At 36.3% G+C, this 26,425-nt stretch carries 20 protein-coding genes and 1 tRNA gene; 9 read left to right on the forward strand and 12 right to left on the reverse strand.

Annotated features, from left to right (window positions below; genetic code table 11):
- Nucleotides 1-41: 41 nt before the first annotated feature.
- The 3 genes from MUB18_RS16525 to MUB18_RS16535 are packed head-to-tail and all read left to right on the forward strand — an operon-like array spanning nucleotide 42 to nucleotide 2,569.
- A complete protein-coding gene (locus MUB18_RS16525) occupies nucleotides 42-1,034 on the forward strand; it encodes an LLM class flavin-dependent oxidoreductase (RefSeq protein WP_248753887.1) in 993 nt (330 codons plus the stop codon).
- Nucleotides 1,035-1,091: 57 nt separating this feature from the next.
- On the forward strand, nucleotides 1,092-1,910 hold the full coding sequence (locus tag MUB18_RS16530; RefSeq protein ID WP_146171091.1) for a hypothetical protein: 819 nt from the start codon (nucleotides 1,092-1,094) through the stop codon (nucleotides 1,908-1,910).
- A 2-nt stretch (nucleotides 1,911-1,912) separates the two neighbouring features.
- On the forward strand, nucleotides 1,913-2,569 hold the full coding sequence (locus MUB18_RS16535) for a DUF1345 domain-containing protein (RefSeq protein ID WP_108159839.1): 657 nt from the start codon (nucleotides 1,913-1,915) through the stop codon (nucleotides 2,567-2,569).
- 363 nt (nucleotides 2,570-2,932) lie between these two features.
- On the opposite strand, the gene MUB18_RS16540 is transcribed toward MUB18_RS16535, so the two are convergent.
- The 4 genes from MUB18_RS16540 to MUB18_RS16555 form a co-directional block, all read right to left on the reverse strand.
- Entirely contained in the window at nucleotides 2,933-4,243 is a 1,311-nt protein-coding gene (locus MUB18_RS16540; protein WP_108159840.1) for an ammonium transporter, read from the reverse strand.
- 207 nt (nucleotides 4,244-4,450) lie between these two features.
- Nucleotides 4,451-4,768: a thioredoxin gene (gene trxA / locus MUB18_RS16545; protein ID WP_094772917.1), complete on the reverse strand. Its 318-nt coding sequence runs from the start codon at nucleotides 4,766-4,768 to the stop codon at nucleotides 4,451-4,453.
- Between the two features lie 110 nt (nucleotides 4,769-4,878).
- Nucleotides 4,879-9,303, reverse strand: coding sequence for a DNA polymerase III subunit alpha (gene dnaE / locus MUB18_RS16550; RefSeq protein WP_248753888.1), 4,425 nt, complete (start codon nucleotides 9,301-9,303; stop codon nucleotides 4,879-4,881).
- Nucleotides 9,304-9,517: 214 nt separating this feature from the next.
- Nucleotides 9,518-10,981 carry a PLP-dependent aminotransferase family protein gene (locus MUB18_RS16555; protein ID WP_248753889.1) on the reverse strand — a complete coding sequence of 488 codons (1,464 nt, stop codon included), beginning with the start codon at nucleotides 10,979-10,981 and terminating at the stop codon, nucleotides 9,518-9,520.
- An 88-nt stretch (nucleotides 10,982-11,069) separates the two neighbouring features.
- Between MUB18_RS16555 and MUB18_RS16560 the strand changes: the two genes are divergently transcribed.
- From MUB18_RS16560 to MUB18_RS16570, 3 genes are all read left to right on the forward strand, one after another.
- Nucleotides 11,070-11,519: a GNAT family N-acetyltransferase gene (locus tag MUB18_RS16560; protein ID WP_248753890.1), complete on the forward strand. Its 450-nt coding sequence runs from the start codon at nucleotides 11,070-11,072 to the stop codon at nucleotides 11,517-11,519.
- A gap of 80 nt (nucleotides 11,520-11,599) precedes the next feature.
- A complete protein-coding gene (locus MUB18_RS16565) occupies nucleotides 11,600-12,304 on the forward strand; it encodes an AAA family ATPase (RefSeq protein ID WP_248753891.1) in 705 nt (234 codons plus the stop codon).
- Nucleotides 12,305-12,316: 12 nt separating this feature from the next.
- A complete protein-coding gene (locus tag MUB18_RS16570; RefSeq protein WP_248753892.1) occupies nucleotides 12,317-13,051 on the forward strand; it encodes a YggS family pyridoxal phosphate-dependent enzyme in 735 nt (244 codons plus the stop codon).
- Nucleotides 13,052-13,180: 129 nt separating this feature from the next.
- Here MUB18_RS16570 and MUB18_RS16575 read toward each other — a convergent pair whose 3' ends face one another.
- Complete coding sequence (locus MUB18_RS16575; RefSeq protein WP_244914447.1) at nucleotides 13,181-13,702, reverse strand: OmpA family protein; 522 nt, start codon at nucleotides 13,700-13,702, stop codon at nucleotides 13,181-13,183.
- Between the two features lie 134 nt (nucleotides 13,703-13,836).
- Nucleotides 13,837-16,023 (reverse strand): glucoamylase family protein, encoded by a 2,187-nt coding sequence (locus MUB18_RS16580; protein ID WP_248753893.1) that lies wholly within the window; start codon nucleotides 16,021-16,023, stop codon nucleotides 13,837-13,839.
- A 160-nt stretch (nucleotides 16,024-16,183) separates the two neighbouring features.
- On the opposite strand from MUB18_RS16580, the gene MUB18_RS16585 reads away from it, so the two are divergent.
- Nucleotides 16,184-17,137, forward strand: a complete 954-nt coding sequence (locus tag MUB18_RS16585) for an acetyl-CoA carboxylase carboxyltransferase subunit alpha (RefSeq protein ID WP_248753894.1) — start codon at nucleotides 16,184-16,186, stop codon at nucleotides 17,135-17,137.
- A 221-nt stretch (nucleotides 17,138-17,358) separates the two neighbouring features.
- A tRNA-Lys gene (locus MUB18_RS16590) sits at nucleotides 17,359-17,431 on the forward strand.
- Nucleotides 17,432-17,714: 283 nt separating this feature from the next.
- Here MUB18_RS16590 and MUB18_RS16595 read toward each other — a convergent pair.
- From MUB18_RS16595 to MUB18_RS16615, 5 genes are all read right to left on the reverse strand, one after another.
- Nucleotides 17,715-18,503: a CPBP family intramembrane glutamic endopeptidase gene (locus MUB18_RS16595; protein ID WP_248753895.1), complete on the reverse strand. Its 789-nt coding sequence runs from the start codon at nucleotides 18,501-18,503 to the stop codon at nucleotides 17,715-17,717.
- A gap of 77 nt (nucleotides 18,504-18,580) precedes the next feature.
- Nucleotides 18,581-19,450: a LytTR family DNA-binding domain-containing protein gene (locus MUB18_RS16600; RefSeq protein ID WP_248753896.1), complete on the reverse strand. Its 870-nt coding sequence runs from the start codon at nucleotides 19,448-19,450 to the stop codon at nucleotides 18,581-18,583.
- Nucleotides 19,451-19,718: 268 nt separating this feature from the next.
- Nucleotides 19,719-20,882: a serine hydrolase domain-containing protein gene (locus MUB18_RS16605; RefSeq protein WP_248753897.1), complete on the reverse strand. Its 1,164-nt coding sequence runs from the start codon at nucleotides 20,880-20,882 to the stop codon at nucleotides 19,719-19,721.
- A gap of 129 nt (nucleotides 20,883-21,011) precedes the next feature.
- On the reverse strand, nucleotides 21,012-21,815 hold the full coding sequence (locus tag MUB18_RS16610) for a helix-turn-helix domain-containing protein (RefSeq protein ID WP_248753898.1): 804 nt from the start codon (nucleotides 21,813-21,815) through the stop codon (nucleotides 21,012-21,014).
- Nucleotides 21,816-21,999: 184 nt separating this feature from the next.
- Nucleotides 22,000-24,807, reverse strand: coding sequence for a PAS domain S-box protein (locus MUB18_RS16615; RefSeq protein WP_248753899.1), 2,808 nt, complete (start codon nucleotides 24,805-24,807; stop codon nucleotides 22,000-22,002).
- Between the two features lie 328 nt (nucleotides 24,808-25,135).
- Between MUB18_RS16615 and MUB18_RS16620 the strand changes: the two genes are divergently transcribed.
- Nucleotides 25,136-25,609, forward strand: coding sequence for a hypothetical protein (locus tag MUB18_RS16620; protein WP_108159851.1), 474 nt, complete (start codon nucleotides 25,136-25,138; stop codon nucleotides 25,607-25,609).
- Between the two features lie 304 nt (nucleotides 25,610-25,913).
- On the opposite strand, the gene MUB18_RS16625 is transcribed toward MUB18_RS16620, so the two are convergent.
- Complete coding sequence (locus MUB18_RS16625) at nucleotides 25,914-26,225, reverse strand: carboxymuconolactone decarboxylase family protein (RefSeq protein ID WP_108159852.1); 312 nt, start codon at nucleotides 26,223-26,225, stop codon at nucleotides 25,914-25,916.
- Nucleotides 26,226-26,425 lie beyond the last annotated feature (200 nt).

A 26,425-nucleotide genomic window follows, 5' to 3' on the forward strand; every position in this document is an offset into this window, starting at 1 on the left:
ATCATTACATAGTTCTCTAAAATAAACTATAATTTTATTTTATGAGAAATATTGCTTTATCAGCTTTAGATCTTGCGCCAATCAAAAAAGGTTGCACAACATCAGAAGCATACAACAGAACCATAAAAATAGCGCAACATATTGAGCAGTTAGGATATAAAAGAATCTGGGTAGCAGAACACCATAATATGGAGTATATAGCTAGCTCTGCTACATCCTTAGTGATTCAACATATTGCTGCCAATACAAAAAGTATTCGGGTCGGTTCAGGAGGTATTATGCTCCCAAACCACTCTCCTTTAGTAATTGCAGAACAATTTGGAACATTAGAAACTTTATATCCGAATCGTATTGACCTGGGATTAGGTCGTGCACCTGGTACAGATCAGGAAACGGCTATGGCGCTCCGCCGCAATAATTTCAATACGGCATATCAATTTCCCCAAGACGTAGCTGCACTACAACAGTATTTCAGTGACGATAATGCAGATTCAAAAGTCCGTGCTTTTCCGGCTGAGGGCTTAAATGTGCCTTTATATATTTTAGGATCAAGTACTGATAGTGCTTATCTAGCCGCTAGTCTAGGTTTACCTTATGCTTTTGCTGCCCATTTTGCACCTGCTCAACTAGCAAAAGCAAGTGAGATTTATCATCAAAATTTCAAACCGTCGGCAAGTCTTTCAGCACCATATTTCATTGTCTGTGTCAATGTGATAGCGGCTAAAACAACAGCAGAAGCAGAATTACAATCAACAAGTGTAAAAAATTTATTTGCAGGTATCCTGACTAATACTAGAGCCCCCCTATCTCCTCCCACATTTGAAGTGATCTATAAAGGGATTCCTAGTATCGAGCAGGCGGCTGACAATATGTTGTCCTGTAGCTTCATAGGAGACAAAGAGACCATCAGACGTGAATTGGAACCGTTTATCGAAAAGCTGCAAATAGATGAACTTATGGCCATCTCTTATATATATGATGATCAAAAATGTTTAGATTCCTTTAGCATACTAAAAGAAGCTTTAGAGGATTAATCAAAACACATACATCGGGCACTATAATTGATATAGCTATTCAAATTATAATGTCCGATGAAATATTTAAGCCTTACAACACTATTATTAGCTCTGACAATTCAGTCTTGTCAAAATAACACTCAAGTTAACAAGACTATACCTACCGACAGCGTCACGACAACAACAGGCGATATAACCACACCTACTACTACGAAGCCTAATAACCTGAAGAACTCAACACCTGTGGGATCCATTGTTATGATTGACACATACCGAATCTATGAAGAGGCTGAAGATCCTAGTAAAATACTAAATAAAAATTGGTTTGATCTCTATGAAGAGAATGGTCAATATTATTTGGCAAAAGTAGACTATAAGATTGAAGATGGTTATAGCGAATGTGCTGGCGTACCTACAAAATCAGTAATATCGAAAAGAAATTCTATGCTATTCTTAAACTTTCCTTTTTTAAAAGCAGGAAAAATAGAAAATCTCAAAATCACACAGGCTGAAATTTGGCCAAAAGAAACCGTTATCTACAATTTTAATAATCAAAAATATCAACTGAAAGGATATGGAGATATTCTAGGTACACAAGTTCGATCTAATGATCAAGGTCGCGAAGAGGTATTTCATGAAGTCAAAAATTATAAATTGACTTACTCTTACAATGGGTCATCTGAAGCCAATATGATACAAGAAGAGCAATTTAATGACACATTTATCAAAACACTATTTGTAGGCGATATTGATCGTGATGGCAAACTTGATTTTATCATCTCCAAACCCACTAATTATGAAGAAAATAGTATCATGCTGATTCTATCATCACAAATAAAAGAGAATAATATCCAAAAAAATAGTTTTCAGCAAAGCGTTCAATTTGATTGTTAAACATGAATATAAAGAAAGTCATTCAAGATTTCAATCCGATACAAAAAAGCCTAATCTCGCTTTTGGTAGCTATTATCACGACAACTATTAGCTATCAGTATGATATCGGTTTGCTTATGCTCACCCTGCTCTTTTGGATTACATTTTGTCTTACTTACATTGCTTTATCGTGGTATATTTTCTACCGAATGCCTGTCGCTCTTATCGTTAAAAAAGCAGCTTCTGAGGATGGCAGCAGATTATTTGTTTCTATTTTTATTCTACTAGCCAGCTTCACTTGTCTGTTCGCAGTACTGCTCATCATCATCGCAGACCCAGGAACTAATATGTCTAAAGGTTTAAGTATTAGTATCTGTGTCTTGAGCATTATCAGCTCTTGGTTCTTAGTACATACGACTTATGTCTTTCATTATGCCCATCTGTATTATGCTGAGGGATCTGAAGGAAAAGGTCTAGATTTTCCAGGAAACGAAAAACCGGATTATGTAGATTTTGCATATTTTTCTTTTGTTTTAGGTTGTACTTTCCAGGTGTCTGATATTGAAGTTTCTTCACGAAAGATCAGAAGAGTGGTTTTATTTCATGGTCTGCTTTCTTTTGCATTAAATACTTTTGTAGTCGCTTTGACCATTAATATTATTTCTGGATTAATCCATTAATAAGGAAGAAAGGGCAATAGTCGCTCATAAGACTAATAATAATATTGATTAATTTTAGACATATAAAGTGCTTGGCAAGACCAACAATACTTACTTATGACAACAAATATTTTGGTCCATTTTATAGCAAAAAACATGCTAACAGGCTAACTCCTAAAATTGGATCTGTTGATTCAGAAAAAATAACAACAGCTATGTCAGATTTTTGAGATTAAATAAAAGTCGTACAGAAAATTTGACAATTTCGATCACTCATAATATCACAACTTCGATTCCCTTAAGTGGGAAGTCGTCATATAAAAAAGAACGCACACATCGAGCGATGTTGTGCGTTCATAATTGAAAGGGAATTGAAAGGATTCTTTATAGTTTTTCTGCATGTTGTGAAATATCCATACCGATCAACTCCTCTTCTTCCGATGTGCGAAGAGGTGAAATCAGATCTGTTATTTTCAACAATAAGAAAGCAACAATCAAAATAAAAGCGGAAGAGGCAAACAGACCAATCATATGTGCCTGAAATAAACCAACCTCACCGTAAAATAAACCATTATGCTCAACAGCACTATTGATCTGTTTGTGAGCAAATACACCCGTTAAAATCATTCCAACGATTCCTCCTACCCCATGACAAGGAAAAACATCTAATGTATCGTCCACTTTAGAACGTGTACGCCAATCCACCACAAGGCGACTAACGATAGCTGCAATAGCACCTATAACTAAAGAATGTGGAACTGTTACAAATCCTGCAGCTGGGGTAATAGCAACCAGCCCAACAACAAGCCCAATGCAAGTTCCCATGGCTGAAGGTTTTGTCCCCCGTACAGCATCAAAGAAAATCCAAGTGAGTGCTGCAGCAGCCGAAGCTGTCATTGTTGTCGATAATGCCGTCGAGGCAAGACTAGAAGCTGAAAATGCTGAACCTGCATTGAAACCAAACCAACCAAACCAGAGCATACCTGTACCCAACAGCACATAAGTAATACGGGCCGGCGTATGATGTCCAGGTTCACGACCTTGTTTTAAATAAATAGCCGATGCAAGTGCTGTTAGTCCTGCTGACATATGCACGACAGTACCACCTGCAAAATCCAAAACGCCCAATTTAAACAGCAATCCGTCTGGATGCCATGTGGCATGAGCAAGAGGTGCATAAATGAAAACAAAAAATAAGCAGATAAATAAAATATAGGAAGTGAAGCGAATTCGCTCTGCAAAAGCACCCGTAATCAAAGCTGGAGTAATAATAGCAAATTTCAATTGAAACATAGCAAATAAGGCAAACGGAATCGTTGGCGCTCCAACCCAAGGCTTCCCATCCAGAACATCATGAAACATAAAATACGTCATGGGATTACCAATAACACCTCCAACACTATCTCCAAATACTAAACTAAATCCAAATACCACCCAAATCACGCTAACAACAGCCATACAGATAAAACTTTGCAACATGGTGGATATTACATTCTTTTTCCTGACCATTCCACCATAAAAATATGCTAAACCAGGTGTCATAATAAGAACTAGAGCTGTTGAAGTCAGCATCCATGCGACATCAGCCCCATTATACTCATAATTGGTCTTATTTTTAGGTAAAGAGGGAAAAAATAGTGACAACACCACTATAGCTAACATAAAATAAAAAGGAATAGCTGTTTTTTTAATCATTTTTGTTTTTTTTCTTAATCAACACCCAAATTAAGAGAAAAAAAATAGTAAAACCTATATTTTTTTTAAAAAAATATATAAAAAATAGATATTAATTGAAATTAAAAACACTAAATGAATAAAAACTTATAAATATCAAAATATAAGGAACAAAAAAAAGGATGAATTTAAAAAATTCACCCTTTTAACAAGATTTATACAATAAAACTAAAATTGCTTCTCTAATTTCTCACTTAATACTGATTTTGGAACAGCTCCGATTTGTTTATCAACAATTTCACCGTTCTTAAAGAACAATAAAGCTGGAATGTTACGAATTCCAAAACGAACTGAGATTTCTGGATTCTCATCTACATTCACTTTTCCGATTACTGCTTTATCACCGTAATCATTAGCCAATTCTTCCACAATTGGACCTACCATACGACATGGACCACACCATTCTGCCCAAAAGTCAACTAAAACTGGTTTGTCCGATTTCAAAACAACTTCTTCAAAGTTGCTATCTGTAATTTCTAAAGCCATATTTCTTATTTTTTTAACCGAAGTTATTTGTTAATTATTATTTACTCTTTTATAAGAACAAATATAATAAAGATGTACGTAATATAAGTGTAATATTAAATTGACTTCTTTTAATTCAATCGGTAATTGACACCCTCAAAGCCCTCTATTGCTTCTAAAAACTCATTTGTCAAATTGATTCGCTTCAATTTCGCAGGCATTTCGATTGAAATTTCATCTTGGGGATCCCAAATTTTGAAACGCAGTTGACAATTCGGAACTACACCTTCGATCTCATTCGAGTCCAATACTTGCTTCATCTCTTCTAAGAACATATCGTTCAATGCAGGTAGCGCGATATTAATGGTAAATATTTTAGCCATTTTCTCCCTTAAATCCGATAACAATTGAATGCCTTTAATTTCAAAGCCCCAATTACCAACCTGCTTAAATCTTTCCTGCACTAATCCTCGAAGCTGAACAAAATATCCTTCTTCCAGATAACCCTTAAACTTGACATAATCCTCACCAAAAACCATGATTTCATAAGAATCGGAATAATCCTCGATAATAAATGAACCAAAAGGTTTACCAGACTTTGCAATCCTATGATTAGCCATCGCAATGATTCCACCGATAACGACTTCCTTATTTTTTATTCGATTAAAATCCAGCAATACTTCCTCTTCTACCTCAGAAGCCTTCACCTTATTGATCAGTTGGAGATCACTGACTTTATTTTGGCAGAAATGCTTGATCTCAAACTTATAATTATCTAAAGGATGACTGGTCAAATAAATTCCAATCACTTCTTTTTCATATTTCAATTTCTCGATCAATCCCCAAGGTGGACAAGATGCTAAAACAGGCTCAGGTAGTTCCGCTGCACCATCGCCTCCGAAAAGACTTACTTGTGCCGAATTTTCATTCTCTTTGAATCGTTGAGCAAACTTAATGGCTTTTTCCAATCCCGTTGAATTATCTTCAGCATGAAAATATTGGGCACGATGCATATTTTGAAAACTATCAAAACCACCTGCATAAGCCAAACTTTCAAATGCTTTCTTATTTGCTGCGCGCAGATCGATTCGTTTGGCCAAGTCAAATACCGATTTATAAGGACCTGATGCTCGCGTTTGTACAATGGTATCCACCGCACCTGCACCAACACCTTTTACAGCGCCCATTCCAAATCGAATAGCACCACGATCATTCACAGTAAACTTATAATGAGATTCATTTACATCAGGAGCCAACACTTCCAGCCCCATACGTTTACATTCCTCCATAAAAAATGTGACCTGCTTGATGTCATTCATATTATTGGAGAGTACTGCAGCCATGTATTCCGCCGGAAAATGCGCTTTTAAGTAAGCTGTTTGATAAGCAATCCAAGCATAGCAGGTTGAGTGAGATTTATTAAACGCATAACTTGCGAAGGCCTCCCAATCCGTCCATATTTTTTCCAACACTTTGGCATTGTGTCCTTTTTCTGCAGCTTGAGCAACAAACTTAGGTTTCATCTTATCCAATACCGCCTTCTGCTTCTTACCCATTGCTTTACGCAAAACATCGGCATCACCTTTGGAAAATCCAGCCAATTTCTGCGATAGAAGCATAACCTGCTCTTGATATACCGTAATTCCGTAAGTCTCTTTTAGATACTCTTCACAAGCATCTAAATCATATAAGATAGGTTCTGTTCCGTGCTTACGCTTAATAAAACTAGGAATATACTCCATCGGCCCTGGCCTGTAGAGTGCATTCATAGCAATTAAATCGGCAAACACAGTAGGTTTCAGATCCTTCATATGCTTCTGCATACCAGGAGATTCATATTGGAACACCCCTACGGTCTCTCCCCTTTGGAACAACTCGTAAGTCAACTGATCATCAATCGGAAATTCGTCAGGATTCAGTTCTAAGCCATTGCTCAACTTGACGTTTGCCACCGTATCTTTAATCAGGGTAAGTGTCTTTAACCCTAAGAAATCCATTTTCAATAGGCCAGCGGACTCAACAACCGAGTTATCAAATTGTGTTACATATAAATCGGAGTCTTTTGCTAAGGAGACCGGAACAAAATTGGTAATATCATCGGGAGTAATGATCACCCCACAGGCATGGATACCTGTATTTCGCATAGAACCTTCCAGTACACGAGCCTGTTTAATGGTTTCTGCCTCTAAGCCAGCTCCTTCAGACATGGCGATTAGACGGTTTACGGCTTCCAATTCATCTGCTCGCAAAGTCTCTTTCAAGGCTTTCTCATCCATATTGAAAATTTTCGACAACTTCAAATTTGGAATCAATTTTGCAATTTCATTGGCTTCCTGTAAAGGCAAGTCTAATACTCTGGCTGTATCTTTAATAGACGATTTGGCTGCCATCGTTCCATAGGTAATAATCTGCGCAACCTGAGAAGAACCGTATTTATCAATCACATACTGCATCACACGACCTCGGCCCTCATCATCAAAGTCAATATCGATATCGGGCATGGATACACGATCGGGATTTAAGAAACGCTCAAATAGTAAATCGTATTGAATGGGATCTAGATTAGTAATTCCCAAACAATAGGCTACTGCAGACCCAGCAGCCGAACCGCGCCCAGGCCCTACTGAAACCCCCATCTTACGTGCCTCAGCTATAAAATCTTGCACAATCAAAAAATAACCAGGATAACCTGTTTTCTCGATGGTTGTCAACTCAAAGTCTAGGCGTTCTATGATATCGTCGGTCAATCCTTCCTTATAACGTCGTTTAGCCCCCTCAAAAGTCAGATATCTGAGGTATTTATTTTCACCCCGCTTACCATGATCCTCCTGATCTTCGGCGACCTGAAACTCTTCAGGGATAACAAATGCAGGTAAAAGAACATCTCGATACAAAGTAAAGATCTCAATCTTATCTACGATTTCTTGAATATTAATGATGGCATCTGGCACATCCTTAAATATTTTCTTCATTTCTTCCGCAGATTTGAAGTAATACTGTTGATTAGGAAGCCCAAAGCGAAAACCACGACCACGACCTTTCGGTGTGCTTAACTTCTCACCATCTTTGACACATAGTAGAATATCATGAGCATGTGCATCAGGTTGATTGATATAATATGTATTATTGGTGGCTATTAGTTTCACATCATGTTTACGAGCCAGACTCACCAACGTTGTATTCACACGATCTTCGTCCTCCTGACCATGGCGCATCACTTCAATATAAAAATCTGCACCAAATTGTTCTTTCCACCACAGCAGCGCTTCTTCAGCTTGATTTTCACCAATATTTAAGACTTTATTCGGTACTTCACCCTGCAAATTACCTGATAGTACAATCAAATCTTCTTTATATTGCTCCACAACCTTTCGATCAATACGGGGAACATAATAGAATCCTTCTGTATAAGCTACAGAGGCCATTTTTGCAAGATTATGATAACCCTTTTTATTTTTTGCCAAAAAGACAATTTGATAACCATTATCTTTTCTTTTTTTGTCCAGACGATCATCACATACAAAAAATTCACACCCAACTATAGGCTTGATGATTTTCTCTGTAGGACTTTCTCCTGCGGCCTCCAACTCCTCATTCTTGGCCTTAGCTGCCTTATTATGATCTCCAACTTTCGCAACAAAATGAAATGCACCCATCATATTACCATGATCCGTTAGAGCAACAGCAGGCATACGATATTTAGCAGCAGTTTCCACCAAACTGCTGATGGAGATCGTTGATTGTAGAACCGAAAACTGAGAATGGTTATGTAAATGTGCAAAATCAGCATTTTCAAAATCATTCAGTACCTCATGATCAATAACCACATCTTGACCGTCACTTGGTTTGTTACGTTGACGTATAGCATCAGAAGCAGCTTTTAGATTCACATGCTTCAGACCCACAGTTGGGATAGGATGAGGATTTTGTTGTTTATAATCTACAAAATAACCTGTATCCGTTTGCAGCTGCTCAGGAGTAAAAACTTCTCTCCTAACCAACTCCAAGAAACATCGTGTCGTTGCCTCCACATCGGCAGTTGCATTATGTGCCTCTGCAAAAGGTACACCGAAGAGATAAGAGTGAAGTTCGGTTAGATTAGGTAATTTGAAACGTCCACCACGTCCACCAGGAAGCTGCAACAAACTTGCTGTAACTTCGGTACAGGTATCTAGGATTGGCATTTCACCCATAGGTGACTGCACATCATAACGGTAAAATTCACAACCCATGATATTTAAATCAAAACCAATGTTTTGACCGACGACAAATTTGGCTTTTGCCAAAGCAGCATTAAATTTTACCAGCACCTCTTGAATCGGAACGCCTTGCTCAGTAGCTAATTCGGTAGAAATACCATGAATCTTCTCCGAATCATAAGGAATATTATAACCATCAGGTCTAATCAAATAATCGTCATGCTCCAGCAAGTTACCCATATCATCATGTAACTGCCATGCTATTTGAATACAGCGCGGCCAATTGTCAGTATCAGTAATTGGTGCATCCCAACGTTTGGGTAATCCTGTTGTTTCCGTATCAAATATAATGTACATACCTTCTTCCTTTATCCTTTTCTAAATAGCTAACTATCAACAACTAAACTTTTTAAAAACATCAACATTGACGCTTTTAAAAAGTCCACTAATTTACAAAATTATTCCTCACTTAAACTGAAAAAATCGTCATTTTCATAAAAAATTCTTACCCCTTATACCATACTTTAAAGCATATTTAAAATGCAAAAATGCCCCTCCAATCAGGCTAAAATTAATTTTTATTACATTCCAATATTTTGAATGCTTTCCCTAATTCCTCAACTGCCTGTCTCAGCTCAATTTCTGTTAATGAAGCGAAACCAAATCGAAAAGCATTTTGCTCCACATCAATTCTAACAATTTGCAGAGAACAATTCAACAACAGATCTTCAATCATGAAGTCAGGATTTAAGCGTAACCAAATCGCCATACCACCAGCCGGTAAGCGATATGTTATATATGGGCTCAATCGCTCCCGAAGCAATTGATCCAAATAATCTCGTCTTAGTTGGTAGCACTTTCTTGCTTTCTTCAAGTGCCGCTTCAACTCACCATCACTGATCAACTCTGCCAAAGCATGTTGCATATAACCATCTCCACCCACATCAATCATTCTTCTATAGGCTACACAATGATCGATAAATCGCTGTGGCGCCACCATAAAACCAATTCGGATAGAAGGATCCAATATTTTAGAGAAAGATCCAATATAAATTACATTTCCTCGATGATGACCACTTGCCAATGGTAGATAAGGAGAAGAGGTATAATGATAATCATAGTCGTAATCATCTTCAATAATAATAAAAGCATATTTTTCAGCAAGAGCCAATAATTTTAAACGCCGTTCTACAGACAATGTTACAGTAGTCGGATAGTGATGATGTGGGATCACATAAATAGCATCAATATTTTTCACCTTACACAGCGCTTCAATCGCGTCCGTATCAATCCCATCAGCATCAACATGAACAGGAATAACCTCAGCACCTGTCGCTTTAAACACCTGACTAGCTAAAGGGTAATTTGGCTGACCTACAATAATATTTGAATGCGCATTTAACAGCAATTGAGCCACCAAATAGATGCTCATCTGCGCACCATGAGTTATGAGAAGATGCTCCGCGGACATAGCAAGCCCTCTAGACTCCATTAAATAATTTGCCAGCTGTTCGCGGAGTTTCAACACCCCTTGTGCGGTACCTATATTAGCTATCTTAGAAATGGTTTTGCGATTAGTAAAAGTGCGATAGGTTTTCAATAAATCATCAATCGGAGATAAACGAATATCGGGATAACCGTCATCAATCATCAATAGCTTCAAATGATCTATTGATCTAGATAACGGGTCCGTTGCTACAATATTATAACGCACAGGCAGATCTTCCCCATAGGTAACACGTTTTACAGATTGACTCCACTTCTGTGCCTTAAGTACTGGAATACATTCTGAAACGGCAACGTATTTTCTGGGCACAACAGTAATCCAATCCTGAGACTGCAATTCATCATAAGCCGCAATCACTGTTTTGCGATGAAGAGCTAATGTTTTTGCCAACTCACGGCTACTGGGTAAATGCGATCCAGGCTTTAGCACACTATCACATATTGCATTGATAATGGCAAGAGCTATCTGCCGATATATGGGAATAGTACTTGACCTGTCAATGATAATGATGTTTTCAAACGGAAGCATACTGGACTACTGATTAACTTAAAACTGGAGCATAAAGATAGTCCTATTTAAGGATAATTTTGTCACATCAATCAAAAAAATAAAACAAATGGAATTTTTAATCAAACAAGCAACATTAGCAGATCTAAATGAATCAGCTACCTTATTTAACCTTTATCGCATCTTTTACCGTCAGGAGTCTGATTTGGAAAAAGGAAAGGATTTTCTCCGAGAAAGATTTATCAACAATGAATCCACTATCTTCTTAGTTTTGGTAGATAATCAAGCGGTAGGTTTTGTTCAACTTTACAAATTATTTCATTACACTAAACTAGCGAAACAATGGTTACTAAGTGATTTGTACGTGCACCCCGATTACCGTGGCCAAGGTTTTTCCATTGCATTGATAGATCGAAGCAAACTTTGGTGCGAGGAAACAAATGCGTGCGGATTGATGCTGGAAACTGAAAAAACAAATGACATAGGCAACAGCTTGTATCATCGATGTGGATTTGAATATGATGGGCTACATAATTACTATCATTGGTGGAGATCGTAAACTAGAGATGGCGAACGTAAAACGTTCGTCATTCTTAAAAATCAATCATCAGTTTTATACAAAATTTGTAAATTGCTACCATGAATATTTCTGATCTGATCATTACCAAAGGAGAAAAAACTGACTTAGCGGATATTTTTCTCAACAAAGAAAATAAAGATGCCATACAGCAATTGATAAAAGAGCACAACCACAGTTTAGAACTACTTCAGTATGGACTTCCTGTAAATAATAAGATATTATTACATGGTAGCTCAGGTTGCGGCAAAACAACTACTGCTAAAGCAATAGCGCAGACATTGAATAAGCCTATTTTGATACTTAATCTCAGCACCATCGTATGTGCTCGAATTGGTGAGACATCACAAAATATCAAACAAATATTTGATAAAGCTGCTCGAGAAAAAGCGGTGCTGTTTTTAGATGAATTTGATCAAATTGCCAAAGCACGAGGAAATGATGACAAAGATGTTGGTGAAATGAGACGTCTGGTCAATACTTTGATCCAGCTGATCGACTATCTTCCACAGACCGTATTATTGATTGCCGCCACTAACCACGCCGAAATTATTGATAAAGCATTATTACGCAGATTCCAAGTGCAGATAAGCTATGATTTACCGACACAAGTCGAATTAAATCAGTACTACGATAAGCTGAGCGAAAACTTACCCCAAGAAATTAAACAATTTAAACGAAAATACGAAATTTCGTATGCAGAGGCCAAAGATTATGCTTTTACGCAAGCTAAAGCGCTCCTCATAGCAAAATTAGAACGGCAATAAAAACAATAAAATATGCGCGATATTATCCTAGACAATCTTGAAGTTATCCAAAAAAAGATCAAGGCTTGCTGTATTCAAAATCACCGTGATCCTAAAGAAGTCAAATTGCTGCTAGCAACTAAAACAGTACCCCCGGATCGCATACAGATAGCATTATCTGCCGGCTATACATGTATTGCTGAAAACAAGGTTCAAGAATTAAGGGAAAAATACGATCACTTAAGAAACATTCCTCATCATAGCCATTTTATAGGGCATTTACAAACCAATAAAATCAAATACATCCTACAGCACGATGTGAGTTGTATCCAATCGATCGATCGTTTGGATTTAGCACAAAAATTAAATGAAAAATTAAAAGCCAACAATCAGTTCATGGATATTTTGATTCAGGTCAACACCTCAAAGGAAAAAAGCAAATTTGGTGTAGCTCCAGATGAAACTATTGCTCTCATACGACAAATAGCCAACCTTGAAAATGTCCGAATCAAAGGACTTATGACGATTGGTTTATTTAGTACAAACAAAGAAAAAGTCCGCGAATGTTTCAGACTGCTTAAAAATTTACAATTGGCGATTATCAAAGCTGATATACCGCATGTCAGCATGCAAGAGTTGTCTATGGGGATGAGTGGAGATTACGAGATTGCAATCGCAGAGGGCGCAACGATCGTACGTATTGGGACAGCCATATTTGGAGCACGAATATATCCAGATTCTTATTATTGGAATGAAACTCATGCATAGATAAGTACATGGTCACTCCAACATGAAACTTATCATGATATATTTAATTTTTAAAAAAAATAATAAAGGCTTCCATTTTTATTTGAAAGCCTTTATTATTTTTACTATACAATTAAGATTGTAGTTTACTTATTTTGCATCCAAAATAATCACCTCTACACGTCTATTTTTTTGTCGTCCTTCGGGAGTCTTATTATCCGCAACTGGTTTAGTTTGTCCAATTCCCTTTGCTGCAATTCTCGATTCTGCAATACCAGCATCGGTCAAGAATTTCTTAACAGAGTTAGCTCGTTTTTCGGACAGCCATTGATTATACTCCACGGTACCTGTTGCGTCAGTATGACCATCAACACGGATTTTACTTTTATTTTCTTTTAAAAGTGTTGCCACTTTACTCAATTCGGATTTTGCCTTATCCGTCAAATAAGAAGAGTTCGTCGGGAAAAGCAAATCAGATGAAATAGTAAATTTGATACCTTCATCTGTACGAGTTGCATCTTCAAAATCACGCTTTACATTTTTCAAACCATCGTCAGTACCATCGATACTGACAACAGCACCGGGGTTAACAATAACAGCTTGTGGTTTACATGAGAATATAGAAACCGAACAAATTAGAGCAACAGCAATACTATTTATTTTTTTTATCATCGATTGTTTGGATTTTTTTATGAACGCAAAAATTAAAAGTAAAGATATAAAAAAAAGTGAACTCCCGAAAAACAGAAGGCTAAGAAATGAAATCTTAGCCCTCAATAATACGTGCTGCCACATGGGAGCAATCCTTACTTCTTTATGTATATTTTCTTCAGCGTGGCGTTTATCTCTGGTATTTGATTATACAACTTCCAGATTAAACCAGACTTTGCATTTTCCATTGAAATAGCAACTGTAGCTTGATTTTTCGCTTTAAAATCATCAGAAACATCATTATTTTTTAAATCAATCCACGATCTAAAACCATATTGCGTAAACAAAACCTGAGCATACTGATCATAAAATTTACGCAATGATTTTTGCCCAATTTCCTGTTCAAAGGCAACTGCTGAAATTCCAATCGCTGGATTAATCAGATAATGTCCATGTGGGTCTGCTGGATTTTGGACACCCCAGATATCTGTATAGGTAGATCCTAGATTCAGTTCATTATCCCTCCTTTTATAAGCTAAAATATAATTACTCGCCAACTGACCATAATCCACATGACCATCGTATTTGCCACGAGGATCAAGCGTTAGAAATGGTCTATAAAAATCGATCATACTGCTATTTAGATCTCCTAACGCTATCTTCTGTCCGTAGAAAGTATGATCTTGAAAAATTAAAGAATCTTCAACCGAAACAGTTCCATTCATCATCAATTGCGGAGTAGTAAAATCGGTACGCAATTCAATCTTAGCATCCTGATCAATCTTTGAAACAGGATAGACTATAGAATTGCTATCAACAGCAGCTACTTTCCTTGCATAACCTGCTGTATAACTGGCATCAGATAAAGGAAAAGTAGGTGAAGACATGGCTAATAAATAAGTACTTAGACCGTCATTCAGCCCATTTAAATTTTTAGATTGAGCGGTACTATCGATTGCCGACCATTGATCTACTAATGCATGAGGATTGGATGTTGAAGTAAACTTAGTCCAGTTCACACGCTTCCATAATCCATTCACAGCATCACGCAAACTCTTTTCCTCTGGACTATCTTTAGAGAAATATTCTCGAGCCACGAGCAGTGCTTCTATCAGGGTAGATGTTGCCTTGACATCATACATTTGTACGTTATTTAAGTATACAGGAACCCCTTCCCTGCCATCATAAAAAGATGAAAATACACCTTCATGATTTTGTGCCTTATTTAAGAATTTCATCATTCTAGTCAATCGCATCAGAACAGCTTGTCGAGAAATAACGTTATTTTCAACTCCTACCAGCAATGATAATATTGCATATCCTGATTCTTCAATAGAAACTATCGCCTTTTTATTTGCCTTATTGGGTAAAAAAAGACCACTATTGATATCATAGTTTTCGATAAAATAGTTAACATTTGCTAATTTAATCAAATTGGACAGTTCCAGATCTGTAGCAGGTTTTGTTAAAATTTCTTTAACAGCAGAAAAGGGAGATTCTACATAGTCATAGTCTACCCATGCAATTTTGTAATAATACTTCTTATTAAATTCTTCCACAAGATCATAGCACTTCTGCATAAATACAGGACGAATAGCAATTGGTTTAAAATCAACATTATCCGTAGATCGATATATCTTGATATAACGGATACTAGGTGTCAACGGCAATTGCCACTGCAACTCCACTTGTTTATCGATACTGGTGACTTGTGATAGAATGGCTCCAGAAGACAACTTGACACGTGGTGGGTTTTTAGGTAAAAATTCCACTTGATCGATAAACAGCTGATGAGTCATTTCATCGCTTGTGTTTTGAGAAAACACCACTTCAGAAATCGATTCACCGGCTTTCAAATTTGAAAACTTCGATAAAGGAATCTCTACATTTAACCATGTATCGTGATCAAAGTCATCAATAAAAGGTGCTAAATCCAACACATTAGTCGCACTAGCTCCTTGCAACAATTGAATTTTTGGAAGTGTTTTCTCTTTTGTATGTGCGGTCTGCACATATAATTTTATGGTTAACACATCATTTGCCACCACTTGATAATTTACTTTGTGCCGGTCATTGAGTAAAGCAGCTCTCCATGTTCCTGCTCGAGATGACAAGTAACGTAACGAAAGTGAATTACCGGGAGTAAAAAATAAAGAATCTGTTGTGGGTAAATTTTTCTTTACATTCTGCACCCAGCTATCTCCCGAATATTCCACCAGACTTTTGGCGTAATTACCCGAAAGGAGACTATTTTCAAACACAACTTCAGGATAAGTTTGTGCAGACAAGCTCATTGCAGAAGAAAGAGATAAACCTATAATGAATAGTATTTTTTTTGACATGCGCATAAATTGATAAATATAATCATACAAAAAGTAAGCCATCTCTACTTTATTGAAACACAAAAGTAATAAAGGATTTCCAATGTAAATGTCATACGTAATTTTAATTTCGGAAAAAATGCACTAATTTAGCCATCTGATTTTTTCATAACAACTTTATATGAAAACTACATTTGATTTTGAGAAGCCAATTGCGGACTTGCAATTGCAAATAGAAAAAGTGGAACAAGTAGCCGTAAAGACGAAAGTCGATATGAGCGCTACTGTGTTGGAGCTACAAGAAAAATTAGCGAACGCTGAGAAAGAAATATACGGTAATTTATCTGGATGGGAGAATGTGCAAATGTCACGTCACCCTGAAAGACCGCAAACATTTGATTACATTAATATGATCTGCGATGATTTCATCGAATTGCACGGAGATCGTACTGTAAGAGATGATAAAGCAATCGTAGGTGGATTCGCTTCAATCGGAGGACAATCGGTTATGGTAATCGGTCATCAAAAAGGTAAAAATACAAAAGAGCGTCAATACCGCAACTTTGGTATGGCAAACCCTGAAGGATACCGTAAAGCCCTTCGCTTAATGAAAATGGCAGAAAAATTTAACAAACCTGTCGTTACATTAATCGATACTATGGGTGCTTACCCCGGACTCGAAGCTGAAGAAAGAGGTCAAGGTGAAGCTATTGCACGTAATCTACTGGAAATGTCGGTATTAAAAGTACCTATTATCTGTGTGGTAATCGGTGAAGGTGCGTCTGGCGGAGCATTGGGTATCGGTATCGGTGACCGGGTATACATGCTAGAGCATACTTGGTATTCGGTGATCTCTCCTGAATCTTGCTCTTCTATCTTATGGAGAAGTTGGGATCATAAAGAAAAAGCAGCACAAGCTCTAAAATTGACTTCTAAAGACATGCTTGGTAATGGTCTTATTGATGGTATCATTAAAGAGCCTTTAGGCGGAGCACATCAAAATCCAGAATTGGCAGCAGAGTTTTTAAAAACAAAATTAGTAGAGGATCTAGCGATCTTAACTGCTAAGGACAAGGATATCTTAGTTGATGAGCGCATTGCAAAATTCAGCAATATGGGTGTAGTTGTCGAGTAATATGTACTTTTCATTAACATGAAAAGGGTCGGTTTGGATAAAACCGACCTTTTTTTCTTATCATATCCGCTCCTACTCTTGTATTATAAAAAAATAAGTTTTTAAAATAGAATACGTTACGACATATTTCAAAAAAAACCGACCATATATTTGTCCTGTTTATTAGATTTTTCTACCTTTGCATCACTCCAAACAACGAAGGCAACTTCAAAAAAGAGTAAGATTCCGTAGCTCAGCTGGTAGAGCAATACACTTTTAATGTATGGGTCCTGGGTTCGAATCCCAGCGGGATCACTAAAATGCTTCACAGAAATGTGAAGCATTTTTTATTTCTGTTGGATTCGAATAGAAGTGTCGAGATGGGTTAGAACTTTTTCATTGCGGACATGTGTCCGGGTTATATGTAGCGCAATAAATCCCAGCGGGATAACAAAGGAAAAACTAATCTTGCGATTAGTTTTTCTTGTTTAAAGACATTATGAATTAGATAAGAAGGTTTGGCCAGGTACGATCCACAGGATGTACAATATCATGTATGGAATTGTTGAGAACGCAGCCCCGTTTAGACAACCTCGATTTAAATATATTTTTGGGATTTCATCCACCACGTTTTTCTTCCTATTGCAAAAGGAATTTTCATTTTCATTTTAAACAAAACTGTCCCAAGTATTGCCAAAAATATAGTTAAAAATCTGAAAACATTCGCATAAATTCCACCCAACGCATGAGTATCCACGTCAAAAATCAACCAGTAAAAGTTCATTAAAAAATGTAATAAAATCGCTGTCCATAAATTGAATTTCCATTCTGCATAGATCCATGCAAATAGAACAGAACCAAAAAATGTAAGCAAAAATATTCCGATGAGTTCATTGATGCTCGTACTTTGGTATAAATGTGCCATTCCAAATAGCACGGAAGCTAAAAAAACAGATGGTACAAATCCTAATCGAGTACATTTATACAACATACCAAACAGAAATGCCCTGTAAATGATTTCTTCAAAAAATGCAGCGGAAATTGTATTGATAATAATTGTATCGAATGATAATGCTGTATTAATCTTAAATTTTATTGCATAAGCAACGAGCATTGGTAAAGTGGATATAAAGGCAAATGCAAGTCCCAAACAGACACTTCTAGATAAACCTAATTTCTCCAGTATATTTTTATAGCTTTTGTATAAAATTGCTACGGTTATCAATAAAGGTATTAAAGTTATACTGTATGCAAAAATATGTCCTGTAGCCTTTGATTCGGTAAAGGTTGTTATTCCTTTCTGAAAAAAGGAAAAGAAATTGGCATCAATGTAAAAATAGATTACAAATCCAATAATAAAAACTAAAAAAAATCTTAATTTGTCCATAGTGTTATTTCTTATTTTTCTTGCAAAGAAAGATAAGAAATAGTACGAATTCAAATCAAAGGGGTGACTAACAAAAGTTAGGGACGAACAGCAATGTTCTTTAAAACAGGCAATATCAAATAAATATAGTTTCTAGAAATGCTTAATTCTTTGTCTATATTTTCTATTGATATTTTATATCCGGACGCATTTCCTTTGAACTTCGTTACCTTCTTTAGATTAACAATAAAAGAACGATGCACCTTTTTTATAGTATCGGTCTGAATTTGATCTAATAATTTGGTCAAAGAAATGCGTATAAACTTCGTTTGAATAATACCATTCTCATAAAAGTAAAGGATGCAATAATTATCTGCTGATTCTGCATACACGAAATCTTGCTCTGCTATTTCTAAAGTAGAATTTGCAGAATCTGCAACAATACATAATTTGATCGTACAGTCATCAATCTGAATAAAGTTCTCTTGTTTTATAAAAGGTTTGTTGGCAGTTATCATGTTGCTGATCGCAGGTTTGTTTTTATTATTGAGATAGATATATCTAGCCAAAATATAGATCAAAACAACAGGAAATCCTAATGCTGAAGTATAAACGAACATATACAGAAAGTTCTCAAATGAAAGATATACTTGACTTAAAAACAACGTGTTGTATAGATAAGAAAAGAATGAAATCACCACCAGAATCAAAAAAGTCTTAAACAGTTCTAAACCGATAGTCCATTTTCGTTTTTGTTTGCTGATTAATAAATTAACACTACAAAATGAAAAAGCGGTAATGATTGCATAAGGAAATAGTAATAAATATTTATATGAATGTTCAAACTGGCTGGTTCCAAATGGTTGATAAATGATGATAGAAAAATATAATAAAATCCCGACAATTGACGATGTTACTATAATCTCTCTACTTGTCTCGCTGTTGGGATACTGTGCTCTTAAAATCATTTTACTTTATTATAAAATTGATAAACTAACTCAATCTTTGCCACTAAATAAAAATCTCGAAATATCTTTGTAGTTTAAGTATAGCCCCAAATCTAATATAAAGTTCCCATATGATCAAGATACAGTTATGCAATGATATTGTCTCATACTTTCAATATCTTTCAAAACCAGATGCATCCGTTATATAGCTTTAATACTTAAGCTCAATCAAATATTAGAGAATCCAATGACACCTTATTCAATTGGTAGAAAAGCCATAGGCTGAGTTCTATTGGATTAATTCATTAACTAGAGTTTTAAACGAATTAAAATTATCGTTTTGATCTCTAAAACTATCATAACTTATCATACGCAAAGCGACAAGTTTTGCTTGAGGATCGACTATCAAATAGTTGCCCAGAAACCCATCAGCTCTATAATTGACATTGCCTTTGAATTCACGTTTTCTTATTTTGTGTTTACCCAAAAGTGTTGTATAAATAATTTCATTATACTGGTCACCAAAAACTTTCCGAAGTTGAGATAAAAATGCCTCGTTTGTTGGATGTACACCTTTCATCAATTTCAATTTCTGCACAAAAGAAGAATCAATTCCTGCAGTTTGAATATTATCAATAATTTCATCATCCACAATAGAAATATTTTCATCATAATCGATCCACCAAAGCATACCATAGCCTGGAAATTGTGGGCAAGGTTTGACAACTTCATCGATATATTCAGGTTTAATCATGATCTTATCGTTATACTGCCCTCTGTTAAGAACTAGAATCCCCAATTTGACGAAATCTTTGGGTTTGATTTGACATCCCGACATGACATGTGGATTGCCGGCATGATCCAGAGTCCAGGTAAAATCAGTAATATTCAATGGAGAAAACAATTGTTCACCAATATATACATCCATTCTTTTCCCTGTTATCTTTTGAATCACTCCCGCCATCAGATTTAACGACTTATTATTGTACGACCACACTTCACCTGGCGTATCTGAGAGTTCTGCAGCTAAGGCGAGTTGAACAAAATCTGGACTAGGATAAATTTCTTCACCAGCATTTGGATGGTTTTGAAGACCAGAAGTCATATGAACCAAATGCCTAATGGTTATATCTTTCTTTTTTCCTTGTTTCCACTCGGGGTAAAAGTGCCAAACAGGAGTATCGAGACTGTCGATCAACCCTTCAGTTAAGATGCATGCTACAGCAAGCCCGATAATACTCTTGGTAGCAGACATCGCTTCAATCTTTTTATCGGCATATCCAGTTGCAAAATAGTTTTCAGCAACAAGATTTCCATTTTGATATATAATCACAGCCTCACTATTGTATTCTTTAGCTTGTATTAAAAGTTCGCTCAATTTATGATGATTGATGGATTGAGCCTGTATCCTATAAGTAAAAAAAAGACTAATGGTCAAAAAAAAGATTTTCATTGTATTTTAGTATTTAAAAAGCTATATGAAGAAAAAATAGTCAGATTAATATCCTGCTTATGAAAGCGCTATAATTTCAGGACAAAGTAAAGAAACGATAATCTCTAAAAATTGTAAAAATGTAACCGTTCAAATAAAAAACCAAATATTCTCGCTTTCGGTATCCACATGTTTGAAGAACCCGCTTGGATGAAGATGAGTTAATGCCTTAAAATCTTTAATAAAATGAGATTGGTCATAGAAAAGATTTTCATAAGAAAGAGCAGTTAGGTTTTTGCTATTCTTATAATTTAGAAGTGTATTTCTAAAACGATGGATTTTCCTATATTCAGACGGTGTTTTACCCATATGTCTTAAAAACATGGTGGTAATATGTTTTCTTGAAACCTGGTGTTTATCTGCAACCTGCTCAATTTTCAAATCCGCTTCCATATCGATCAAGATCTGTCCCATCAGATACAAATCCTTCATATCATATTTAGAAAGCCAATAAATTTCCAATAGTTCAAGTTGACGCTCACGGTTTCCTTCATTAAAAATCTTCTCCATTTTAGGCTTAAAATCATCAAATGGATTAAAATCAGTAATTATTGGTTGATTAAAAATTTTTGCCTCATCTATAAAATGATTGGCTCCAAGAGGTTTGAAGTAAGTAGTAAATTCATTTATAACACCCTGATATATCACTTCTATCGGCTCAGAATAACGAGAAACAAAATTGGCCATGATATCCTGCTTATCAGAACTTGAAATTAGAATCTGTCTTTCTGTAAGTTCAATTTCTACATGTTGATTAACAGAAAGAATACAAAAGTTGTTGGGGAATGTCAAATAATTAATTCGACTGGATTTTTTATCTTGAGCAAGAAAATAAAATCCTTCAATATATTTTTTTAGTATTTCATTTTGTGGTTTGTAAAACTCTAACTTCATTTTTGTTAACTTTTTCAAAGTGGGTAGCATATAACATCAACACAAAAGTTAGTACAACGCTCTACCATATTTATTGTCGTTAATTCCAATTAATCACTTTGATTTTTATTTACGATTGTATTTTCAACATCTACATAGAGTCATATCAGATTATATCAATCCTATTGTTACCTGCTTTAGATCATCAGTCCATATCCACCTTAGTTGATTTCACAATAGGCAGGCTGAAATAAAAGGTAGATCCTTTTTCAGGTTCACTTTCAACCCATATCCGACCTTCATGACGTTTGATGATCTCTGCACAAAGGTAAAGTCCAATACCAAAACCAGAAATATATTTAGTACTTTCTACCCGATAGTAGCGCTCAAAAAGTTGGTTAATATCTTCAGATCTAATACCGATCCCTTCATCAGTGACACTGACCCGCACTTCTTCACCATCAGTGACACAAGAAATCTCAATCAGCGTATCTGGTTTAGAATATTTCACCGCATTGCTGATCAAGTTGTTGATAACCTGTCCGATCTTATCCCGATCTGCATTTACGAAAGTAGGCATTACAGGATTGAGCACGATATGATGAGTGTTGACCATGAGGTTTGTTTCCAACACCGTTTCTGCAGCGAGTTCAGCAATATCAAAATGTTGAAGATCGATATGAATCTTACCCGATTCTAGTCTGGATATATTCAAGAAGCCGTTGATCATCGTGGTCATCTTCTTGACCTGTTTTACCGATTGATCCAGTGCGTTGATGATAAAACGTTCATTAGACGACATCAATTTTTGCTGTAACAATTGTATGTAGGCATTTAGTGAAGTCAATGGTGTCTTCAACTCATGGCTTACCATACCAATAAAATCACTCTTGCGGATATCATCCGTTTTCTGCTCGGTAATATCAGCCATTACACCAGTAATATAATTACCATTCTTAGTGTTCTGCACATATTTCCCCACTGAGCGCACCCATCGCAGCTTTCCATCATGAAATCCGGTTACAGCATATTCAACATTAAAATTAGCTCCAGTTGCAAAAGTCTCATTTACAGCATTCTGAACCATCTGACGGTATTCTGGCAAAATTTGAGCAATTACAGCCTCAAACGGAACATTTTCATCAGATCTCAGGCCAAACATCTCATTAAACCGCGGAGATGCGATGATTGTACCTAGCTTTTGATCGAGATACCAAATAGCGAGTTCTCCCGATTCAATGGCTAATCTTAGGCCCTCCTCTGCTTGTTCCACATTGTTAGCTGCCAAATGTTGCTCCGTGATGTCCATCACTATACCTGTAAAAGTAGAAAAAGTACCCGATGGATCAGCCTTTAGATTCCCTATACAACGTAACCAACGTATCTCTTGGTCATGATAACCAATGATAGGATAAGTAACGTCGTAGTTACCATTATGATAGATTGCATGTTCTAGTTTAGCAGAAACATAGTCCCGGTAATCATCTCTTACTTGCGCCAAAGCCTTTTCAAAAGAAAGATCCTCTTCGGGAAAATATCCAAATAATTGCTTCAAACGAGTGTCAGTGATAAACTCGCGGGTTACAGAATGTAAAAACCAAGTACCAAAATTAGCAGCACTCACCGCCAAACGCAAAGCAACTTCGCCTTCCTCTATCTTTTGCTTAGCCTCAAGCAACTGTCTATTGACCTGCTCCAACTCTTCATTGATCGCAGTCAGTTCTTCATTAGAAGCTGCTTGTTCTTCATTAGAGGCTTCAAGTTCTTCATTGATTGCTTGTAACTTTTCCGCACTCTGCGCTAAGGCATCCTCCCAATTTTTGCGTTCAGTAATATCTCTTGTCGTACCAGCTACTGCAACTACTTCCCCAGCTTGATTAAGCACTGGAATTAAAATATAATCATAGATACGCCTTCCCAACGTTGCATGCGGAAAAGAAACCTCTCCTCTTATAGATTGCTTAGTCTTTTTGATCAATTCAATCTCCCGCTCATGCATTTCAGCATGCCATGGTTCATATCCATTTTCAAGCAGGCTTTTCCCAATCGCATTGTCCCAAGTTTTACCCCACATAGATAACAGTGCGCTATTTGCATATGTAAAACGGTAGTCAAGATCGAAAACGTACATCAGATCAGGGGTATTAGAAATAATAGTTTCATAAACCCTTTTCTGCTGTTCAGCATATTCCCTAGCATCGAAAAGTTCCCGTTGTGTCTTAATCAGACCTGTTACCTCAAAAACAATATTAACAACACCATCAATCACATCATTTTCATCCCTCCTCGGTTGAAAACTGAAACTAAAATACCGATCTTTTGTAGGACCACCTTCAAATGTTGAAACAGGAATGAGCACATCATTCATGTCAAAAGGCTCCCCATCGTAATAAGTTTTCAGGAGCATTTCCTGAACAGGACTATTCACCAATTCAGGAAGAGCTTCAAAAATCGGACGTCCCAACAATTCACGGTCAAGTAACATGTTGTCATAAGCAGGGTTGATGAGTTCATAAACAAGTTCTGGACCTTGCAAGATACAGATCCCTACAGGAGCCTGCATAAAATAGCGTTCCAGACGATCTCGTTCTTTTTTAAAAGTCAACGTGGCCACTTCCCGCTCTTGCCTTTCAACAACTTGTCTGGTATTTTCCAACACCCAAACAGCTACCTTACTAACTTGACCAAGCTCATCCTTAATCGGAGCATAAACAAAGGTGACAAAAACTATTTCTTCCTGACCATTGCGAATCAGCATCAGCTCCACCTCATTAGCATAATAGGACTGTCCGCTAAGGATGACACCAGCAAGCGCAGACTCATATTGCGACCGAACTTCTGCAAAAGTATCCCAATAGTAATGGCCAAATATAGCATCGTAAGATTTACCAGATACCTCAAGGAACTTACCGTTGACAACCTCGGCAACAAGCGTATCGGCATTCAGTATACAGATTCCTATAGGTGCATTCAATACGACATTGTAAAGATCCTCTCCGTCAGTTAATAGCATTAGAATTCGAGATTATTTTATATGATCACTAATATAATAAAATATTAGATACATTTTAAATAGCAAATCATGAAATCAGATCAAAAGAATGTATCAAATTAAAACTTATAGGAAATTTAATTTTATAATTAAGATTTCCATAAGAATTATAAAGCAAAAAGTTGGATTCTGTAATGAAACGAAATACTATACAGCATGATGTCATGTGAAAATATTAAAAACCACTGTATTCAGGGATATGCCCATCATACATCATCATCTAAATTTGTACTATACTGAAAGAACAGATTCTTTTAATAATGAAATGAAACCATAAAAATCAAAAAAAATGAAAAAAGCGATTTCAACAATTACAATCTTAGTAATGATATGCACATTCTCAAGCTGTGGCGGAAAAAAAGATGCGATCAGCTACAATAATGAAATGATGACGATTATCAATAGTGAAGAGCAACATGTGAATGAAATGAACGTAGCGATGCAATCTAAAAAATATGATGATGCAGAAAAAGTAGCTCTAAAATGGAAAGATGCAGTTAGTGAAGACATTAAAAAAGTTGAAAAACTAGGTGATTTTAATGGTGATGATCAACTTCAAAAAGCTGTCCTACAAGGACTTCAGGGATATGGTAAAATTGTTTCAGAGGATTACCCGAAACTGATCAGTATCCGTAAAAGCAATTCACCAGATTCAGAAGCAGAACAAACATTACTAGACAACATCAACACGGCTTTTGAAAATATGGCCAATGGTGTGAATGTTGCCTCCGATAAATTTGAGAAAGACTACGCAAGAAAATAAAAAAACAGTAAAGCCACTACAAAAAAAGTACTGGCTTTACTGTTTTTTTTTATTGATTTAGTACGATGAGTGTATGAAAACTCCTGTTTACATGATTCGTCCAACACATACCATCTTACCACCTGAATAGCACCCTCAAATGCTAAAAGCTCGTCCTAACATACTCCAAGACTTCAGGATTAACCCTCCCGTAGGGATAAAAAAGCTTGCCTATTGATCTCAGGTCAGAAAAAGTATCATGTCCCCTTCTGCGTATTTTTGTTTCAAGACTTCACCAATATCTGGCGATTAATCCAAATCTTCCTTATTCACGATCATAGATTTCCAGAGCTTGCACCAAACATGTATTCACACCTTTTAGCCCACATACCGTCAACGTAAGTAAAATAGTTTCTTTTATTTCATCTCGAGTAGCACCTAGCTGTTTGGCCATAGGAACATGAAACATGACAGCAGTCTGATCACCCTGTGCTACTTTGATACCTAAGTAAATTAGTTGCTTCGTTTTGGGATCAAGAGCTTTAGTATCCATCAGTGATGTGACCAACCCAGTGAATCCCTTAAATACTTCAGGTGCTTCTCTCTCAAAAGCTTCGTAAGGATTATGTTTTTCCATGCTATTACAGTTATTATATTTTCGAACTATGGATATTTAATTATGAGATTTTAATTAAGAAATAAAAGCCATATCAACTCATAATTTATGACATCTCATTAATAACGGAAATTTAGCGAAAATTTATTATTCGTCACAATAAATAAGGAATACAATTAGCACTTGTTAAACTTAATTTCTAAAATTCAGATCGAACATCT

Source organism: Sphingobacterium sp. PCS056 (assembly GCF_023273895.1).
Lineage (GTDB): Bacteria > Bacteroidota > Bacteroidia > Sphingobacteriales > Sphingobacteriaceae > Sphingobacterium.